The following is a 16,498-nucleotide window of genomic DNA, read 5'->3' as shown; positions in this document are numbered from 1 at the left end:
TGCCCGAGGCGCGCACCTCGCGACAGGCCGTGACAAGCTTTCGATCATGCAGATCCGTACCGCCACCCGCGCCGACGTCCCCGCCGTCCTGGGCCTGCTCGCCGACGACGACATCTCCCGGCAGCGGGGTTGGGGCACCGTGCCGGAGGAGGTGGACGCCGCGATCTGGGCCGCTTTCGAGGCGATCGACTCGGACGACCGCAACGAGCTGGTGGTCGCCGCCGAGGACGGCGAGGTGATCGGCACCCTCCAGCTCACCTTCATCCCGGGGCTCAGCCGCGGTGGCGGCGAGCGCCTGCTGATCGAGGCCGTACGGATCCGATCCGACCAGCGCGGGCGCGGCCTCGGCGGTGAGCTGATCCGCTGGGCCGTCGAGCGCGCCCGGGAACGCGGCTGCCGGATGGTGCAGCTGACCACGGACAAGCGGCGCACCGACGCACAGCGCTTCTACGCGACCCTCGGCTTCGTCGCCTCCCACGAGGGCATGAAACTAGCGCTCTGATCTAAGCGAGTCATGAGGCTAGCGCTGTGACTTGAGGTCACGGTCCTTGGAAGGCTGCACCCGCTTCGGCTCGCCGGGCATCTTCGGGTGGTCCGGCGGGTACGGCAGATCGCCCTGTCCCGCCTTCTCGTCCCGCTCGGACCACTCCAGCAGCGGGGTGATGTCGTGGGCCACGTCGTCGATACCGGCGTGCGGATCCCCGATCGAGGCGATCCGCGGCGGCATCGTCCGCAGGTCGAAATCGTCCGGCTCCACCCGGGGCAGCTCCTCCCAGGTGACCGGGGCGGAGACGGTGGCCCGGGCGTTGGCCCGCAGCGAGTAGGCGCAGGCGATGGTCCGGTCCCGGGCCATCTGGTTGTAGTCGAGGAACACCTTCTCACCGCGCTCCTCCTTCCACCAGGAGGTCGTGATGCCGTTCGGGTTGCGGCGCTCCACCTCGCGGGCGAGCGCGATCACCGCACGGCGCACCTCGACGAACGACCATTTCGGGGCGATCCGCACGTAGACGTGGACGCCGCGCCCGCCGGAGGTTTTCGGGTATCCGGTCCAGCCCAGGTCGGCGAGCACCTCACGGACCACGCCGGCGGTGGAGATCACGTCACCGAAGTCGGTGCCGGGCTGCGGGTCGAGGTCGAGGCGCAGCTCGTCCGGGTTGTCGGCGGCGGCGGCGCGCACCGGCCAGGGGTGGAAGACCACGGTGCCCATCTGGGCGGCCCAGGCCACATGGGCCAGATCGGCGGGGCAGAGCTCGTCCGCCGTACGCATGCTGGGGAATTTGATCGTCGCGGTCTTGACCCAATCGGGGACGCCGCGGGTGGGGATGCGTTTCTGGAAGAACGTCTCCCCCTCGATGCCGTCGGGGAAGCGTTGCAGGGTGGTGGGCCGGTCGCGCAGTGCCCGCAGGATGCCGTCGCCGACCGCGCGGTAGTAGTCGAATACGTCCCGCTTGGTGTATCCCGGCTGCGGGAACATGATCTTGTCGGGACTGGACAGGCGCACGGTGTGCCCGGCGATCTCGAACTCTTCCGCGGCTGCTTTCGGCATGCCCTTGACCATAGGCCCCGCAGCGACCGAAGGCCGCCCGGCGAACCGGACGGCCTCCTTCGCGAGCGACGATCAGGCGGTGCGGCGACGGCGGGTGTACCAGACCGCTGCGACGCCCGCGGCGACCATCACGCCGCCGGCCACCAGGGTCCCGGTGAGCGGTGCGCCGGTCAGCGGCAGGGTCTTGGCGTTCAGGAGACCGGTGCCGCCGGGGCCGTTGCTCGCCGGCGGCGCAACCGCGTCCGAGACGCTGCCGGACGGGGCCGGCGAGCTCGGGGGCGTCGAGGTCGGCGGGGTCGAGGTCGGCGGGGCGGTCGTGGTGGCCGTGTAGCCCGGGTTGCCGCGGTCGTCGCCCGGGACCTCGTCGGCCGGAGCCGCCGGGGTGGTCGCCGCGGCGGTACCGCCGGGCACCTCGGAGACGTCACCGGTGTAACCGTCGTTGCCACGCGTGTCCGCGCTCGGGGTGGTCATGACCGCCGGGTAGGCGACCTCAACAGTCGTTTCGGCGGCCGTGGCCGGGGAGCCGGCAAAGGCCAGGGCAGCGAAGACAGTGACGCCGACCGCAGGCAGTCCAGCGGCCAGCCGACGCGAAAAGCTCATGAGGAGTATCCGTTCTGTTGCTGAAGGTACGGTTCCATGGTCGCACGGGAGCTTAGCGGTAATTGCCCGATTTACCCGAAAACATCCCCCGGCGGGTCTTCAACTCGGAAGACCACCGAAACGGTGACTTCGCCACAAATGGGACAGGGCGAACACCTTGAGCTCGAACTGCGGATCCGCGGCGAAGAGACCCCCGTCGTACGGTGCGTGCAGTTGCACGCTGGCACCGGAATCCAGGTAGACCGAGACCACGTTGCGGCTGCCCCGGCGCTCGGCGCGCAGGTCGACCACCCGGTGCCAGTCGGCCTCGCCCTCGCCGAAGACCGACGACGTCCGGATGCCCCGCGCGCCCACCACGACACCGGTCCGGCGCCCGGTCAGCAGGCCGATCACCGTGCCCAGCAGCATCGGCACGCACATCAGCAGCGGCCACATCCACCCCGGCGGCCCGCCCGGCCGCTGCCAGGCGAGCTCCACGATCACCCCCGTGGTGACACTCGCCACGGCGCTGAGCGCACCGAGGTAGAGACCGTGGCCGAGGACCTGCTGCCAGGTGGGCCGGAACGTCGCCGGTGATGCAGCTTCCATAGATGGTCCAACGGCCTCACCAGCGCGTCAGGCGCACCCGGCGTGCGACGTACCGTTGGAGCATGGCAACTGATGAGTCGACCCTGCCCACTACCGAGGACGAGTGGCGCGTGCGCCTCAACCCGGCCGAGTTCCGGGTTCTGCGGGAGGCGGGCACCGAGGCGCCGTTCAGCGGTGAGTATGTGGACACCAAGACCGAGGGCATCTACAACTGCCGGGCGTGCGGCGCACAGCTCTATCCCAGTGACACCAAGTTCGACTCGCACTGCGGGTGGCCGTCCTTCGACGACGCCATCCCGGGTGCCGTCAAGGAGATCGAGGACAGCGGCCACGGGATGGTGCGTACCGAGATCAGGTGCGCCCGCTGCGACTCGCACCTGGGCCATGTGTTCCGGGGTGAGGCCTTCACCCCGAAGAACACCCGGCACTGCGTGAACAGCCTGTCTATCCGGCTGGACCCCGCGTGACCTCGTAAACCGTCACGTTCCCGGACTTGAAGCGCTCCGTCGCGTACCGGCCCAGCTCGGGGCTGGCCGACGTCTCGCCCTTGCGCAACGGGTCCGGGATCGGCGTGGGGCTGACCGCGACGAGCCACCGCACGTTGTGCTTGGCGGTGAAGGCGGCGACCCGCTCCGCCGTCGGGTCGGTGAAGACCTTGTCGTTGGCGGCCAGCAGCTTCGGCTTCCAGAACTTGCTGCGGTACAGGGTGCGGTCCCACAGACCGCCGGTGGCGAAGGCCGGCTCGGTGTAACTCCAGCCCTCCAGGATCACCTGGCGCTCGGAGTACGCGGCCAGCCAGAAGTCCCGGCTGTCGCAGAAGTTGAAGCCGGTACGGCAATGGCTGTTCGTCGCCACCAGGTCCCGCGGGTCCGAGTGGTCGCGCACCCAGCGGGAGGCCGCGATCGCACCGGGCGGCATGGCGAACACGTTGCCCGGTGCGACGATGTCCTTCTGCGATTCGCCGGACACCAGCCGCTCCCAGATCGGCTTGCTGTTGATCACCCCGGTGGTGACCGCGAGGCTCGCCACCGTCAGCGCCAGCACCGCCACCGTCTGGGGCCGGCCGAGCCGGATGAACCGGGCGGCCACGGCGATCGCCAGCACCAGGCCGGCCAGCCCGGCGAACAGCACCAGGTAGGGCCGGATCGCCTCCGGCAGCGTCAGGCTGCTCAGCGGCTCGGCCGGCCCGTCGGCACCGGCGGTCGCGCGGACCACCAGCAGCAGCACGACGCCTCCGGCCACACCCGCACCGGCCGTCACGACGAACTTGCGGGAGAGCCGCTGACCGGCGGGCAGCAGGGCGGAGATCCCGATCGCGGCGAGGATGCCGAAATACGGCGCTGCCGAGCGGCCGAAGTAGGACTGGCTCAGCCCCGGGTGAGCGAGGGCGTAGAGCGCGGCCAGCCCGGAGAACGCGAAGCCGGCCATCACGTGCACGATCGGGTCGGTACGCCACCCGCGGCGCAGCAGCCCGGCCATGCCCGCCCAGCCGAACAGCACGGCGATCACCGCCACCCCGGTCAGCACCAGGATCGGCACCCACGAGTTGGCCTCGGTCTGCGAGCCCATGACCGCCCGGCCGAGCACTGTCCACTTCACCGTCTGGAACGGGTTGACCTCGGTGCCCTGCGAGCCGGAGCCGTAGAGCACGATCTGCGCGAAGCCCATCCAGCCGGCGCAGATCAGCAGCGCGTACAGCTCCGGGCCGGGCCGCTGCCGGCGCAGCAGCAGCCGCAGGACCATGGCCAGGCCCAGGCCGCAGATCAGCATCGGCAGGAAGGTCGCCTTGGCTCCGGCAAGAGCACCGACCAGGGCGATCAAAATCAGCCACGGTACGGGGCGGCGCAGCTCACCGGGCTCGGCACGCAGCAGGTCGCACAACACGTAGATGACCGCGACGCAGAACAGCGCGGCGAACGTCTGCGACGCGCTGACCCAGAGGTTGTCGAGGAAGTACAGCGGATCCATCGGCCGGGTCGTCCACGCCAGCGGGATCGTCACCGTGCCGAGCAGCATCAGCGGTACGGCGAGGTTCCCCGGCCACCAGCGGCCGGTGACACGGTGCACCAGGGCAAGCACGAGCACGAGGAACGCGGCGAAGATCGGCACCGGCATGAGCCGCATGATCATCGTCTGCGCCTCGATGCCGGTGACCCAGCTGGCGGCGGCACCGTGGGCGTACGCGTACCAGTGGTAGAGCAGTTCCGTCCCGTATACCCACGGCGTGTTCAGCGGCACGTCGTGCTTGAAGACGCCGACCAGGGCGAACTGGAACGGGAAGTCCATGTGCATGGTGGCCGAGTACGGCTCGTCCAGTGAGTTGTACCGGAACACGGCGAGCGCGGCGGTGAGCATCGTGAACGAGCTGCCCAGCGCCGCCGTCCAGGACGTGCCGAGCGGCAGCCGCTCCCCGTTGCCCCGCCAGAACCGGCGCAGGCGCGGGATCGCGGCGAACACGACGAGGGTGGCGGCCGGCCAGGCCAGCACCGCCAGCGGAAGCCCGATCTCGCGGGCCACCAGATACACCGGAAGCTCCACCACGAAGCCCACCGTCGTGCCGAAGGCGGCGTCGAACGGCAGATAGCCGGCCCGGCCCTGCAGCGCCCGCCAGATCAGCGTGCCGGGCAGAGTCACACAGCCCACCGAGTACGCGGCGAACATGAACTGGTCCCGGTCGGAGACTTCGTAGTACCGCATCGCCACGTAGACGACGGCCAGCGTGAAGATCAGGGCGAGCCAGCCCGCCGACGGCAGCCGCCGCGACCGGTCCGTCCCGGTGGCGCTGCCGGAATCGGCCCGGGTGTGCTCGGCTACTTCTGTCACCATCAGCCGTGCGTGACCAAATGCGTCGGCGCAGCCTCGGTGCTCGGCTCGGCCGTCCGGTTGATCACCGGCTCCTCCTGATCGGTGTCGAACGCGATCAGGAACTGGGGACGGCGCTGGGTGGCCGCATAGATGCGGCCCACATACTCCCCGAGCAGGCCCAGGCAGATCAGCTGCACCGCGCCGAGCAGCAGCACGGCGATGTAGAGGGACGTCCAGCCGGGCACGGTGACGCCGAAGGCCCACGCCGCGACGCCGCTGACGATCAGGCCCATGCAGACCATGAAGGTGACCAGGCCCAGCCAGGTGGCGACCTTGAGCGGCGCCGCCGAGAAGCCGGTGATGCTGTCCACGCTCAGCTTGATCATCTTGGTGAGCGGGTACTTCGTCTCGCCGGCCACCCGCTCGGCCCGGACGTAGCCGACCTCGCCGCTGGGGAAGCCGAGCGACGGCACCACCAGGCGATAGACCGGCTGCTGCTCGGGCAGGTCGTTGAGGGTGTCCACCACCGGGCGGCTCATCAGCCGGAAGTCGCCGGCCTGGCCGCTCACCCAGGGTCCGACCAGCTTGCGCATCAGCCAGTAGTAGACGCCGGCGGTGTTGCGCTTGAAGGAGGTGTCGGTGCTGCGGTCGTTGCGGACGCCGTAGACCACGTCGAGGTCCTCGTCGCGGGCCTTGGCGAGCATCTCGCCGATCACCTCGGGCGGGTCCTGCAGGTCGGCGTCGATGCTGACCACGTAGTCGCCCCGGGCGGAGGCCAGACCGGCCGCGAGCGCGCCCTGGTGGCCGACGTTGCGGCGCAGCTTCACGATGCGCAGCTGCTGCCAGTCGGCCCGCAGCTCCAGAAGCCGCGGCACGGTCTCGTCCCGGCTGCCGTCGTCGACGGCGACAACCTCGTAGCTCACACCCAGCCCGTCCAGCACCGGGCGCAGCCGGGCGACGAAGTGGTCCACCGCTTCACGCTCGTTGTACATGGGAGTCACAACCGACAAGGTCAGAGCGCTCAGCGCGAAGTCACGCCGCATGTTCCTGTCCCCCAGTGAGAAGGCCTGAGATGGGCTTCCGCCGGAATGCGAGCGATCCTCGCCAGCCCAACGGGTGAGAAGGATACAGACCGCCCGTCAATACCGGGTTTCGCCTCCCTACGTGGATGCGCGTATCAGATCCTCGACCACGTAGCGCTGCCCGTCCGCCACGGTCAGCCACCCCGTGGATGCCGAAACGGCCCACTCCGGGCCGAGGTCCGGCGCGTGGGTGTCGCCCTGCACATCGAAGTCTATGGTCGTGCGGACGATGTGTGCCGCCCGAGGCAGAAAGGCCTGGTAGATCGTGGCGCCACCGATCACCCAGAAGTCGTCGTCGAGCACCTCTTCGGTGGAGTGGGCCACCACCGCACCGGTTGACTTCCAGTCCGGATCGCGGGTGAGCACCACGTTGCGCCGTCCCGGCAGCGGGCGCCACCGCTCGGGCAGCGAGTCCCAGGTGGCCCGGCCCATCACCACCGTGGCGTTCATCGTCCGTTCCTTGAACATTCGCTGCTCGCCCGGCACGTGCCAGGGGATCGCCCCGCCCGCGCCGATCACCCCGTTCCGGGCCTGCGCCCAGATCATGTGAACGGTCATACCGCCACCGGCGCCTTGAGCCCCGGGTGGTGGCGATAGTTCACGACAGTGAAGTCGCCGTACTCGTACTCGAAGAGGCTGGACCGAGGGGCGATCTCGAGTTCCGGAAACTCGTACGCCTCCCGGCTCAGCTGCTCGGTCACCTGCTCGACGTGGTTGTCGTAGACGTGGCAGTCACCGCCCACCCAGATGAAGTCACCGGGTTCCAGCCCCACCTGCGCCGCCATCATCCGGACCAGCAGCGCATAGCTGGCGATGTTGAACGGCACACCCAGGAACAGGTCGGCGCTGCGCTGGTAGAGCTGGCAGGAGAGCCGGCCGTCCGCCACGTAGAACTGGAACAGCGCGTGACACGGCGGCAAAGCCATGTCCGGGATGTCCGAGACGTTCCACGCCGAGACGATCATGCGCCGCGAGTCCGGATTCCGGCGCAGCGTCTCCATCACCTCGGAGATCTGATCCACGTCCCCGCGGGACGTGGGCCACGACCGCCACTGGTGCCCGTAGACCGGACCCAGCTCACCCTCCGGCGAGGCCCACTCGTCCCAGATCGTCACACCCTGCTCCCGCAGCCACGACACGTTCGTGTCGCCCCGGAGGAACCACAGCAACTCGATCGCGAGCGACTTGAAGTGCACCCGCTTCGTGGTGATCAGCGGGAAGCCCTGGGAGAGGTCGTAGCGGAGGCGTTCGCCGAAGAGACTGCGCGTACCGGTTCCGGTGCGATCGCTCTTGCGAGTACCGGTGTTCAGCACCCGCCGGAGCAGGTCTTCGTACTGGGTGTCGACGGCCATGGCCAGAACCGTATCGCCCGGGGCAAGGTCAGGCGCTCAGCCGTCCGGCGATGGTGACGATCCTCCGGGCGAGGTGGTCGAGTGCCGCGAACTGCACATCACCGAGTGGGGCGTCGTTGCTGCCACCCGTGACGTGTGACACACCGTAGGGATTTCCGTCCGCGAATTTCAGCGGATCGGTGTACCCGGGAGCCACCACGACGCCACCGAAGTGGTAGATCGTGTTGTAGAGAGCCAGCAGCGTCGACTCCTGGCCGCCGTGCTCGGTCATCGTCGAGGTGAACCCGGCGTAGGCCTTGTCCGCCAGCTGGCCCTGTGACCACTGCGGGCCCAGCGTGTCGAGGAACTGCTTGAGCTGGCTCGTCACGTTGCCGTACCGGGTGGGCGTGCCGAAGAGCACGGCGTCCGCCCACACCACGTCGTCGGCGGAGGCCTTCGGCTCGTTCTTGGTCCGGTCGAAGTGCTGGCTCCAGGCCGCGTTCGAGGCGATCGCCTCAGCCGGGGCGAGTTCCGCGACCTGACGCAGGCGAACCTCGGCCCCGGCCTTCTCGCCGGCTTCCCGCAGCCGTTCCGCCATGCTGTGCACGGTGCCCGTCGACGAGTAGTAGATGATCGCCAGCTTGACGTCAGCCACGGGTCCTCCTTCGAGTGAAATTCCCTGATTGCTCAAGCAAATCTCCTCGGAGGACTCCGCGAAACACTTATAGGCGGAGTTCGCTGCCCCGGGGCCCGACGCCGTCGGCCTGCTCGTCGTCGAACCAGACCCCGTCGGTGGCCAGGTAACGGAACGCGTAGTTGCCGGGCTCCAGCGGGACGCTCACGGTCCGCGTACCGTTCTTGCGGGCCTGCATCTCGTGCTTGCCCGGCTCCCAGCCGTTGAAGTCACCGACCACGCTGACCACCCCTTCCGGCTCGTCCGCCGGCAGGCAGAACGTCACCCGGGTCTTGCTTCCGAACAGCTTGCTGCGCTTGATCATGCATCCTCCACGGATCGGCCCCCATTCGGTATAACGGCAAGATCGGCTCAGAGGTGAGGACACGCCGCGTATCTTGTGGCGATGCATCCGGAACCACACGACGAGCTGCGAGTCGCCTCGTTCCGTGACCTCGACACCACGACGCTCTACGGCATCCTCAAGCTGCGTTCCGACGTCTTCGTCGTCGAACAGGAATGTGTCTACCCGGACCTGGACGGACGGGACACCGAGCCCGGCACCCGGCACCTCTGGTTCCAGCAGGACAAGACGGTCCGCGCCTACCTGCGGATCCTCTCCGACGGTGACACGGAGCGGATCGGCCGGGTCGTCACCGCACCGGGCGCCCGCGGCCGGGGCCTGGCCGGCCGGCTGGTCGCCGAGGCGCTCACCGTGATCGGCAGCCGGCCGAGCGTGCTGCACGCGCAGGCACACCTGGCGGCCTTCTACAGCCGGTACGGCTTCCAGCAGACCGGCCCGGAATATGTGGAGGACGGCATCCCCCACATCCCGATGGCGCGCGGCTGAAGCCCGTCAGGGCAGGTGGGCGACCAGTTCGGTGACCGACCGGCGGCGTCCGGTGTAGAACGGGACCTCCTCGCGCACGTGCCGCCGGGCACCCGACGCCCGCAGGTCACGCATCAGGTCGACGATGCGGTGCAGCTCGTCCGCCTCGAAGGCGAGCATCCACTCGTAGTCACCGAGGGCGAACGACGCCACCGTGTTCGCCCGCACGTCCGGGTACGGCCGGGCCATCTTCCCGTGCTCGGCCAGCAGCTGACGGCGCTCCGCGTCGGGCAGCAGGTACCACTCGTAGGACCGCACGAACGGGTAGACGCAGATGTACGACCGGGCCTCCTCACCAGCGAGGAAGGCCGGCAGGTGGCTGCGGTTGAACTCGGCCGGCCGGTGCAGCGCCATCTGCGACCAGACCGGCTCCAGGTGACGGCCCAGCGCGGTCCGGCGGAACAGCCCGTAGGCGTCCTGCAGCGCGTCCGGCGAGGCGGAGTGCCACCAGATCATGACGTCGGCGTCGGCACGCAGCCCGGAGACGTCGTATGTGCCGCGGATCGTCACGTCCTTGCCCGCGAGCTGCTCGAAGAGCGCGTCGACCTCACCGGCCAGCTCGTCCCGGAGCGCCGGCAGCGGTGACGAGGCACGGAACACCGACCACATCGTGTACCGGATGGTGGCGTTCAGCTCGTTGATCCGGGCCGCGTTGGACTGGGTCTCTTCGCTCATCATTCCTCCAAGTACTTACACAGATCGTCCGCCGCGCGCTCGCCACCCGCCACGCACACCGGGATGCCCACACCGTCGAACGCCGCACCGGCCAGCGCCAGCCCCGGCGGCAGAGCGGTCCGGGCGCACGCGACCCGGCCGGCGTGCCCCGGCGCGTACTGCGGCAGCCCGCCACCCCACCGCTGGATCCAGAACCCGAGCGGTTCCGGCACCCGCGCACCGATCAGCTCACCCAACTCCGTGCGGGCCTGGGCGAACAGCGCCTGGTCGCCCAGCTGGAGGCGCTCCTCCTCGCCGGCGCGTCCCAGCGAGGCCCGCACGATCACCGGACCGTCCGGGACGGCCAGGTGCGGCCACTTCAGTGTGACGAACGTCGCGGCCTTGACCAGCGTGCCCTCGCCCGGCGGCACGAGGAAGCCGGAGAGTTCCGGCAGGGCCGTACCGGGCGGCAGGGCCATCGCGGCCAGGGCCACGCTCGCGTACTCCAGCGCGGCGATCGCCTGCGCCGCCTCCGGCGCCACGTCGGACAGCAACCGGGCAGCCGGCTTCGCCGGAACCGCCAGAATCACCGCGTCGACGTCGTCGGTCTGCGGCATCGGCGCCGGGCCGAGGGTCAGATGCCAGCCCTTTCCGGTACGGGTGAGCTCGCGCACCGGCAGTCCCAGGCTGATCCGGGCGCCACTCGCCGACGCGGCGGCCGCCACCAGGCGGCTCATCCCACCGTCCACCGCCGCGAAGATCGGCCGCCCGGGAGTGCGCTTCGAACGCGCCTGCGCCGCCCGCACCGCGTCCCGCAGGGTGTGCTCGGTCTCCGCGGTGTGCGCGAGCTGCGGCATCGTGACCCGCAGCGACAGCCGGTCGGCGCGTCCGGCGTACACCCCGCCGAGCATCGGGTCGACCAGCCGGTCCACCACCTGGGCGCCGTACCGCGAGCGGACGAGCTCGCCCACCGCGATGTCCTCACCGGGTGCGAGCAGCGGCCGGCCGTCGTCGGAGTCCGCGTCGCTCTCCGGGAGCGCCACACCGTCCAGTGCCGAGAGATCGCCCGGAACGCCCACCAGGGTGCCCGCCGGGATCCTGGTGAGCCGGCGGTCGATCGCCAGGGCGGCGGGCCGGGGCGCCGGATGCACCAGCGAGCCGCCCAGCCCGAGCCGCCGGGCCAGCGCCACCGCGGCGGAGTCGCCGCCGTCCGGCGCGCCGAACAGGAACGACTCGGCGCCCCGCTCGACCGGAAGGCCGGCCAGCTCACCGGTGCGCAGTTTGCCGCCCAGGGTGCCGGCCTGCTCGTACACGATGATCTCGGTGTCCACCGGAAGGCGATCCCGCAGGCGCACGGCAGCCGCCAGCCCGGCGATGCCGCCGCCGATGACCGCGATCCGCTTCCGCACGTCCCTCACACTCCCAGAGGTCCCACCGGGCCCGCTCCTTCGGGGTCCGCCGCTGTGACGCGGGTCAGCGCGCCGACACCTCGTGCACCAATGCGACCAGGCGGGTCAGGATCTCCGGATCGGTCTCCGGCATGACGCCGTGACCCAGGTTGAAGATGTGCCCCGAGGCGGATCTGCCCTGCCCGAGGACCCGGCGGCCCTCCTGCTCCACCACGTCCCACCCGGCGAACAGGATGGCCGGGTCCAGGTTGCCCTGCACGGCGCGGTCCGGGCCGACCCGCTTGACGGCCTCGTCCAGCGGCGTACGCCAGTCGACACCCACCACGTCCGCACCCGCCTCGCCCATCGCCTCCAGCAGCACCGTGGTGCCCACACCGAAGTGGATCCGCGGCACACCGGCACCGGACAGGCCACGCAGCACGTCCGCCGAGTGCGGCATGACGAACCTGCGGTAATCAGCCTCGGACAGCGCCCCCGCCCACGAGTCGAACAGCTGAACCGCGCTGACCCCGGCGTCCACCTGGGTGCGCAGGAACGTCAGCGTGATCTCGGCGAGCCGGGACAGCAGGGCGTGCCAGAGGTCGGGTGCGCCGTACATCATGGCCTTGGTCTTGAGATAGGTCCGCGACGGACCGCCCTCGATCAGATAGCTCGCCAGCGTGAACGGCGCACCGGCGAAACCGATCAGCGGCGTGTTGCCCAGCTCACCGACCAGCTGCTTCACCGCCTCGGCGACGAAGTCCACATCGGCCGGGGTGATCGGCCGCAGCCGCGCCAGGTCGGCCCGCGTGCGCACCGGCTCGGCCACCACCGGCCCGGTGCCCGCCACGATGTCCAGATCGATGCCGGCCGCCGCGACCGGCACCACGATGTCGCTGAACAGGATGGCGGCGTCCACACCGTGCCGTCGCACCGGCTGCAGCGTGATCTCGGTGACCAGATCCGGTCGCCGGCAGGAGTCCAGCATGCCGATCCCCGCGCGGATCCTGCGATATTCCGGGAGCGAACGCCCGGCCTGCCGCATGAACCAGACCGGCGTGTGGGAGCCCTCCTGGCCCCGACACGCCCGAACAAACGGAGAATCCTCGAGAACGGTCACCGAGCCATGGTGTCACGTGAGTGAACCAGCCCGGCGGCGCGGCGAGCCGGACCAACCGGTAGATCGGCATAGGCTTCCTCTCATGGCGTCCCCCTCCGCTGCCCCCGAGACGTTCACCCGCGCGGTGGCCGGCTTGCGTGCGGAATCGCCGCGCCCGGAGATCCTCCTCGAGGAGATCGCCGCGCCCCAGCGCCTCGCGCCCTTCGCGTTCGCCCTCAGCGCCACCGTTCTGCGCGGCGACGACGAGGTGGCCAGCGGCCGGCTGATCCTGCTGCACGAACCCGCCGGCCACGACTCCTGGCGCGGCGACCTGCGCCTGGTCACCCTGGTCACCGCCGAACTCGAAGCCGACCTCGCCACCGACCCCCTGCTGCCCGCCGTCGCCTGGACCTGGCTCACCGACGGCCTCGAACACCACGCGGCAGCACACACCGCCATCGGCGGCACCGTCACACAGACCGCCTCCATCCGCTTCGGCGAGCTCGCCGGCCCGCCACCCACCGCCGACCTGGAAGTCCGCGCCTCCTGGACCCCGACGTCCGACGACTTCGGCGCCCATCTGCGCGGCTGGTGCGCGATGCTGGCCTCCACCGCCGGCCTGCCCCCGCCAGGCGTTTCCGCACTCTCCGACCGGCACCGCGCTTCAGCGTCCTGACTTTCTCGTACGCCTTCTCGCCCAGTCACGCCGCCTTCCCCAGCGACGTAGCCGCCCACGCAAGCCTTTGCCGCCCGCGCCGGGCGTAGCTGCCCACTCACCCTCACCCCACCCCGCGCCGCCACCCGGCCCCTGCGCCGCCACCCGAACCTGCGCCGCCACCCGGCCACCCGCCCGGCTGGGCTCCAGCGGTGCCCTGGCGCCCCCAAAGCACCACTCACGCCCAGCCGCTTTCCTCAGCTGGGCTCCAGCGGTGCCGTGACGCGCGAAAAGCACCACTCACGCCCAGCCGGGCGCCTGCCAGCGAGCCGGAGCGGTAGTGAGCGCACACGTTGGGGTTGCGTGCGAACTGACCCTCGCGATGGCCTGCACAGGCGCGCACGGACGGCTTACGTGTGCGCCTACATCCGCAGCGGCGCCGAGTCCACAAGATCCGCAGCGGGCGGGAGCGGGGCGAGGGGCTAGTTGTTGCCGCAGACGTCGAGGGTGTCGCAGGCGGTCTGGATGGGGATGGCGAGGCCGATACCTTCGGCGTCACGGGCCTTGGCGGTGGCGATGCCGACCACCTGCCGGCTCGAGTTGACCACCGGGCCGCCGGAGTTGCCGGGGTTGATCGGGGCGTCGAACTGGATGGTCGGGCCGTCGGAGTCGTCGGGACGATAGGCGCTGATCACGCCGGTGGTCACCGAGTCGTCCAGGCCGAGCGGGGCGCCCACGACGACCACCTGCTGGCCGGCCTTCACGTCGCCGGCCGCCGGTGCCAGGCCCTTGATCTCACGGTCCGCGCGGAGCAGGGCCAGGTCCCGGTCGGCGTCGACCTTCACGATGCGGGCCTCGATGCGGGTGTTGCCGCGTTCGAGGGAGACCTGCCGGTCGCCGTCCTTGAAGGTTTCCTCGATCACGTGGTAGTTCGTGAACAGGTTGGTCTTACCGTCGTCGGTCTGGCCCACGGCGAACGCGGTGCCGGTGAAGTCGCCGGCCCGGACGCGGAAGACGCTGGGGATCACGGCCGAGGAGATGCCCTCCGGGTCGAACACGGTGGTCAGCTTCTTCTCGAGATCCTGGGTACGGCCCTGCTCGGAGCTCACGGCGTCAGCGAGGTCCGTGCTGGTCTTGATCATGCTCTCGACCCGGAACGCCTGCCAGCCGGAGACCAGCAACAGCGCACCGACCAGGCCGATGATCACGAGTCGGCCGCGACCGGGCCGGGAGGACCTGGCCTCGGTTCGGGGCGACGAAGCTGCCGCCCACTGCTGCTGCTGCGGTGCCGGAGCAGCAGCCCAGCGCTGGTCCTGCTGCCACTGCTGCTGCGCCGGCTGAGCCCATTGGTCCTGCTGCGCCGGTTGAGACCACTGGTCCTGCTGCGCCGGCTGAGACCATTGGTCCTGCTGCGCCGGCTGGGACCACTGATCCTGCTGTGCCCAGGGATCCTGCTGCGGCCACCGCTCGGAGTCCTGCGAGCGAGAGCCCTGCTGGGACCACTGCTGATCGGATGACCCGTTCCAGGCCGGCTCCTCGTCCCAGGACGCCCTCCTCCGCGACGAACCGTTGGCTGGCGTGAAGGGCTCATATGTTGCGGACATCCGGCGCGGCCTCCCGGGGTTTCGGCGCTGCGACAGGTGATACGGACGAGAACCCCCTGCGGATGAGTCCCCGGAAAGATCGAGAAATGACGCGCCGGACCCCGGCTGCGCACGGCAAGGGTGCCACCCCCGTACGGTTACGGAGTGACCGACGAAGCACCCCTGCGCCGTCGGGACTCGCCGGACACTGCAGGGGACGGACCGCACGCAGTGCCGCCCGGCCCGAATTCTGGCGGTCCCGAGGCAACACCCCTGACCGCGCCCCGCGATGGCACCCCTCGCCCGGTGGAGACCGAGGCCGCACTGGCCGAGATGGTCGCCCGTCTCGCGGCGGGTACCGGACCCGTCGCCGTCGACGCCGAACGCGCCTCCGGCTACCGCTACACGCAACGCGCCTACCTGGTGCAACTGCGCCGCGCCGGGTCCGGCACCGCACTGCTCGACCCCCTCCCGCTCGACGATCTGCGCACCCTGGACGCGGCCCTGGCCGACACCGAGTGGGTGCTGCACGCCGCCAGCCAGGACCTGCCGTGCCTGGCCGAGCTCGGCATGAAGCCGCGCCGGCTGTTCGACACCGAGCTGGCCGCCCGGCTGGCCGGGTTCGAGCGGGTCGGCCTGGCCGCGCTCACCGAGCAGCTGCTCGGCTTCTCGCTGGAGAAGCATCATTCGGCGGCGGACTGGTCGACCCGGCCGCTGCCGGAGTCGTGGCTGACCTATGCCGCGCTCGACGTGGAGCTGCTCACCGACCTGCGTGACCTGCTCGCCGCGGAACTCGACAGGCAGGGCAAGACCGCCTGGGCGGCCGAGGAGTTCGCCGCCCTGGTGGCGAGCGCCGACCGGCCGCCCCGGGTGCGTCCCGACCCGTGGCGCCGCACCTCGGGTATTCATCGGGTGCGTGGCGCCCGGGCCCAGTCGCGGGTGCGTGCTCTCTGGTACGCCCGGGACGGTATCGCCGCCCGACGTGACTCCGCGCCCGGCCGGGTGCTGCCCGACTCCGCGATCGTCGCGGCGGCCGAGGCGGATCCGAAGGACGAGCGCACCCTGCTCGCCATCCCCGGTTTCGGCGGCCGTTCGGTGCGCCGGCTGGCCCGGATCTGGCTGGACGCGCTGGACCAGGCGCGGGCTCTGCCGGACGAGGCTCTCCCGGTGAACCAGCCGGTGGAGGGTCCGCCGCCGCCGCACCGCTGGGCCGAGCGTGACCCGATCGCCGCGGCCCGGCTGGCCCGGTGCCGTGCCGTGGTGGTCTCCACCGCCGAGAAGCACAACCTGCCGCCGGAGAATTTGATCAGCCCGGACTTCGTCCGCCGCCTCGCCTGGTCACCGCCGGACGAGATCTCGGAGCGGACGGTCGGCGACACGCTGCTCGGCTTCGGCGCCCGCAACTGGCAGGTCGGTCTCCTCGGCGAGCAGCTCACGGAGGCCCTCCCCGAACCGGCGTAGGCCCAGAACGCCGAGGAGGCCGAGCAGCGAAGCGCAGCAAGCCGCGCGAAGCAAGCAGCGTGGAGCGAGGCGGGCTGAGCAAGCGAAGGCAGCGGAAAGCGAACAGGTGTGACCTATTCGCGGATGCCCTGGCGACCCGTAGTT

Annotated in this window: 18 protein-coding genes; 5 read left to right on the top strand and 13 right to left on the bottom strand. The window is 70.5% G+C overall.

Annotated features, from left to right (window positions below; all coding sequences use genetic code 11):
- Positions 1-46: 46 nt before the first annotated feature.
- Entirely contained in the window at positions 47-502 is a 456-nt protein-coding gene (locus ACFQV6_RS00995; RefSeq protein ID WP_378025342.1) for a GNAT family N-acetyltransferase, read from the top strand.
- Between the two features lie 18 nt (positions 503-520).
- On the opposite strand, the gene ligD is transcribed toward ACFQV6_RS00995, so the two are convergent.
- The 3 genes from ligD to ACFQV6_RS00980 all read right to left on the bottom strand — a co-directional run bounded on the left by ligD (position 521) and on the right by ACFQV6_RS00980 (position 2,734).
- Positions 521-1,546 (bottom strand): non-homologous end-joining DNA ligase, encoded by a 1,026-nt coding sequence (gene ligD, locus ACFQV6_RS00990; protein WP_378025341.1) that lies wholly within the window; start codon positions 1,544-1,546, stop codon positions 521-523.
- Positions 1,547-1,618: 72 nt separating this feature from the next.
- Positions 1,619-2,146, bottom strand: coding sequence for an LPXTG cell wall anchor domain-containing protein (locus ACFQV6_RS00985; protein WP_378025340.1), 528 nt, complete (start codon positions 2,144-2,146; stop codon positions 1,619-1,621).
- 99 nt (positions 2,147-2,245) lie between these two features.
- Positions 2,246-2,734, bottom strand: coding sequence for a hypothetical protein (locus tag ACFQV6_RS00980; protein WP_378025339.1), 489 nt, complete (start codon positions 2,732-2,734; stop codon positions 2,246-2,248).
- Between the two features lie 62 nt (positions 2,735-2,796).
- On the opposite strand from ACFQV6_RS00980, the gene msrB reads away from it, so the two are divergent.
- The gene (gene msrB / locus ACFQV6_RS00975; protein WP_378025338.1) at positions 2,797-3,201 is read left to right on the top strand and encodes a peptide-methionine (R)-S-oxide reductase MsrB; all 405 of its coding nucleotides are present in this window, start codon (positions 2,797-2,799) and stop codon (positions 3,199-3,201) included.
- On the opposite strand, the gene ACFQV6_RS00970 is transcribed toward msrB, so the two are convergent.
- The 6 genes from ACFQV6_RS00970 to ACFQV6_RS00945 all read right to left on the bottom strand — a co-directional run bounded on the left by ACFQV6_RS00970 (position 3,179) and on the right by ACFQV6_RS00945 (position 8,950).
- Complete coding sequence (locus ACFQV6_RS00970; protein WP_378025337.1) at positions 3,179-5,560, bottom strand: hypothetical protein; 2,382 nt, start codon at positions 5,558-5,560, stop codon at positions 3,179-3,181. The genes msrB and ACFQV6_RS00970 overlap by 23 nt on opposite strands.
- Entirely contained in the window at positions 5,560-6,540 is a 981-nt protein-coding gene (locus ACFQV6_RS00965; RefSeq protein WP_378025336.1) for a glycosyltransferase family 2 protein, read from the bottom strand. The genes ACFQV6_RS00970 and ACFQV6_RS00965 overlap by 1 nt, the downstream gene beginning before the upstream one ends.
- Positions 6,541-6,699: 159 nt before the next feature.
- Positions 6,700-7,179, bottom strand: coding sequence for a dihydrofolate reductase (locus tag ACFQV6_RS00960; protein ID WP_378025335.1), 480 nt, complete (start codon positions 7,177-7,179; stop codon positions 6,700-6,702).
- Positions 7,176-7,973 carry a thymidylate synthase gene (locus tag ACFQV6_RS00955; RefSeq protein ID WP_378025334.1) on the bottom strand — a complete coding sequence of 266 codons (798 nt, stop codon included), beginning with the start codon at positions 7,971-7,973 and terminating at the stop codon, positions 7,176-7,178. The genes ACFQV6_RS00960 and ACFQV6_RS00955 overlap by 4 nt, the downstream gene beginning before the upstream one ends.
- 28 nt (positions 7,974-8,001) lie before the next feature.
- Positions 8,002-8,607, bottom strand: coding sequence for an NAD(P)H:quinone oxidoreductase (gene wrbA / locus ACFQV6_RS00950; RefSeq protein WP_378025333.1), 606 nt, complete (start codon positions 8,605-8,607; stop codon positions 8,002-8,004).
- A gap of 67 nt (positions 8,608-8,674) precedes the next feature.
- Positions 8,675-8,950 carry an isoamylase early set domain-containing protein gene (locus tag ACFQV6_RS00945; protein ID WP_378025332.1) on the bottom strand — a complete coding sequence of 92 codons (276 nt, stop codon included), beginning with the start codon at positions 8,948-8,950 and terminating at the stop codon, positions 8,675-8,677.
- 81 nt (positions 8,951-9,031) lie between these two features.
- On the opposite strand from ACFQV6_RS00945, the gene ACFQV6_RS00940 reads away from it, so the two are divergent.
- The gene (locus ACFQV6_RS00940) at positions 9,032-9,475 is read left to right on the top strand and encodes a GNAT family N-acetyltransferase (RefSeq protein ID WP_378025331.1); all 444 of its coding nucleotides are present in this window, start codon (positions 9,032-9,034) and stop codon (positions 9,473-9,475) included.
- A gap of 6 nt (positions 9,476-9,481) precedes the next feature.
- Here the strand turns inward: ACFQV6_RS00940 and hemQ are convergent, their stop codons facing one another.
- The 3 genes from hemQ to hemE all read right to left on the bottom strand — a co-directional run bounded on the left by hemQ (position 9,482) and on the right by hemE (position 12,676).
- Entirely contained in the window at positions 9,482-10,189 is a 708-nt protein-coding gene (gene hemQ / locus ACFQV6_RS00935; RefSeq protein WP_378025330.1) for a hydrogen peroxide-dependent heme synthase, read from the bottom strand.
- Positions 10,189-11,577: a protoporphyrinogen oxidase gene (gene hemG, locus ACFQV6_RS00930; RefSeq protein WP_378025329.1), complete on the bottom strand. Its 1,389-nt coding sequence runs from the start codon at positions 11,575-11,577 to the stop codon at positions 10,189-10,191. Before hemG ends, hemQ begins: the two co-directional genes overlap by 1 nt.
- Before the next feature lie 64 nt (positions 11,578-11,641).
- The gene (gene hemE, locus ACFQV6_RS00925) at positions 11,642-12,676 is read right to left on the bottom strand and encodes a uroporphyrinogen decarboxylase (protein WP_378025328.1); all 1,035 of its coding nucleotides are present in this window, start codon (positions 12,674-12,676) and stop codon (positions 11,642-11,644) included.
- An 82-nt stretch (positions 12,677-12,758) separates the two neighbouring features.
- Here hemE and ACFQV6_RS00920 point away from each other — a divergent pair, with 82 nt between their 5' ends.
- Positions 12,759-13,331, top strand: a complete 573-nt coding sequence (locus ACFQV6_RS00920) for a DUF3000 domain-containing protein (RefSeq protein ID WP_378025327.1) — start codon at positions 12,759-12,761, stop codon at positions 13,329-13,331.
- 461 nt (positions 13,332-13,792) lie between these two features.
- Here ACFQV6_RS00920 and ACFQV6_RS00915 read toward each other — a convergent pair whose 3' ends face one another.
- Positions 13,793-14,914: a trypsin-like peptidase domain-containing protein gene (locus ACFQV6_RS00915; protein WP_378025326.1), complete on the bottom strand. Its 1,122-nt coding sequence runs from the start codon at positions 14,912-14,914 to the stop codon at positions 13,793-13,795.
- A gap of 144 nt (positions 14,915-15,058) precedes the next feature.
- On the opposite strand from ACFQV6_RS00915, the gene ACFQV6_RS00910 reads away from it, so the two are divergent.
- On the top strand, positions 15,059-16,354 hold the full coding sequence (locus ACFQV6_RS00910; protein ID WP_378025325.1) for an HRDC domain-containing protein: 1,296 nt from the start codon (positions 15,059-15,061) through the stop codon (positions 16,352-16,354).
- Positions 16,355-16,498 lie beyond the last annotated feature (144 nt).

Origin of the sequence: Actinoplanes sp. GCM10030250 (assembly GCF_042666575.1) — a bacterium.
In the GTDB taxonomy this organism is placed as follows: Bacteria; Actinomycetota; Actinomycetes; order Mycobacteriales; family Micromonosporaceae; genus Actinoplanes.
Note: the sequence above shows the minus strand (reverse complement) of the source record. Positions and strands in the feature narration are given on the sequence as shown.

Excerpts from the sequence above, each read along its gene's own strand:
- ACFQV6_RS00995 (WP_378025342.1), top strand. The coding sequence starts at position 47 with ATGCAGATCCGTACCGCCACCCGCGCCGACGTCCCCGCCGTCCTGGGC.
- ligD (WP_378025341.1), bottom strand. The coding sequence starts at position 1,546 with ATGCCGAAAGCAGCCGCGGAAGAGTTCGAGATCGCCGGGCACACCGTG.
- ACFQV6_RS00985 (WP_378025340.1), bottom strand. The coding sequence starts at position 2,146 with ATGAGCTTTTCGCGTCGGCTGGCCGCTGGACTGCCTGCGGTCGGCGTC.
- ACFQV6_RS00980 (WP_378025339.1), bottom strand. The coding sequence starts at position 2,734 with ATGGAAGCTGCATCACCGGCGACGTTCCGGCCCACCTGGCAGCAGGTC.
- msrB (WP_378025338.1), top strand. The coding sequence starts at position 2,797 with ATGGCAACTGATGAGTCGACCCTGCCCACTACCGAGGACGAGTGGCGC.
- ACFQV6_RS00970 (WP_378025337.1), bottom strand. The coding sequence starts at position 5,560 with ATGGTGACAGAAGTAGCCGAGCACACCCGGGCCGATTCCGGCAGCGCC.
- ACFQV6_RS00960 (WP_378025335.1), bottom strand. The coding sequence starts at position 7,179 with ATGACCGTTCACATGATCTGGGCGCAGGCCCGGAACGGGGTGATCGGC.
- ACFQV6_RS00955 (WP_378025334.1), bottom strand. The coding sequence starts at position 7,973 with ATGGCCGTCGACACCCAGTACGAAGACCTGCTCCGGCGGGTGCTGAAC.
- ACFQV6_RS00945 (WP_378025332.1), bottom strand. The coding sequence starts at position 8,950 with ATGATCAAGCGCAGCAAGCTGTTCGGAAGCAAGACCCGGGTGACGTTC.
- ACFQV6_RS00940 (WP_378025331.1), top strand. The coding sequence starts at position 9,032 with ATGCATCCGGAACCACACGACGAGCTGCGAGTCGCCTCGTTCCGTGAC.
- hemQ (WP_378025330.1), bottom strand. The coding sequence starts at position 10,189 with ATGAGCGAAGAGACCCAGTCCAACGCGGCCCGGATCAACGAGCTGAAC.
- ACFQV6_RS00920 (WP_378025327.1), top strand. The coding sequence starts at position 12,759 with ATGGCGTCCCCCTCCGCTGCCCCCGAGACGTTCACCCGCGCGGTGGCC.
- ACFQV6_RS00915 (WP_378025326.1), bottom strand. The coding sequence starts at position 14,914 with ATGTCCGCAACATATGAGCCCTTCACGCCAGCCAACGGTTCGTCGCGG.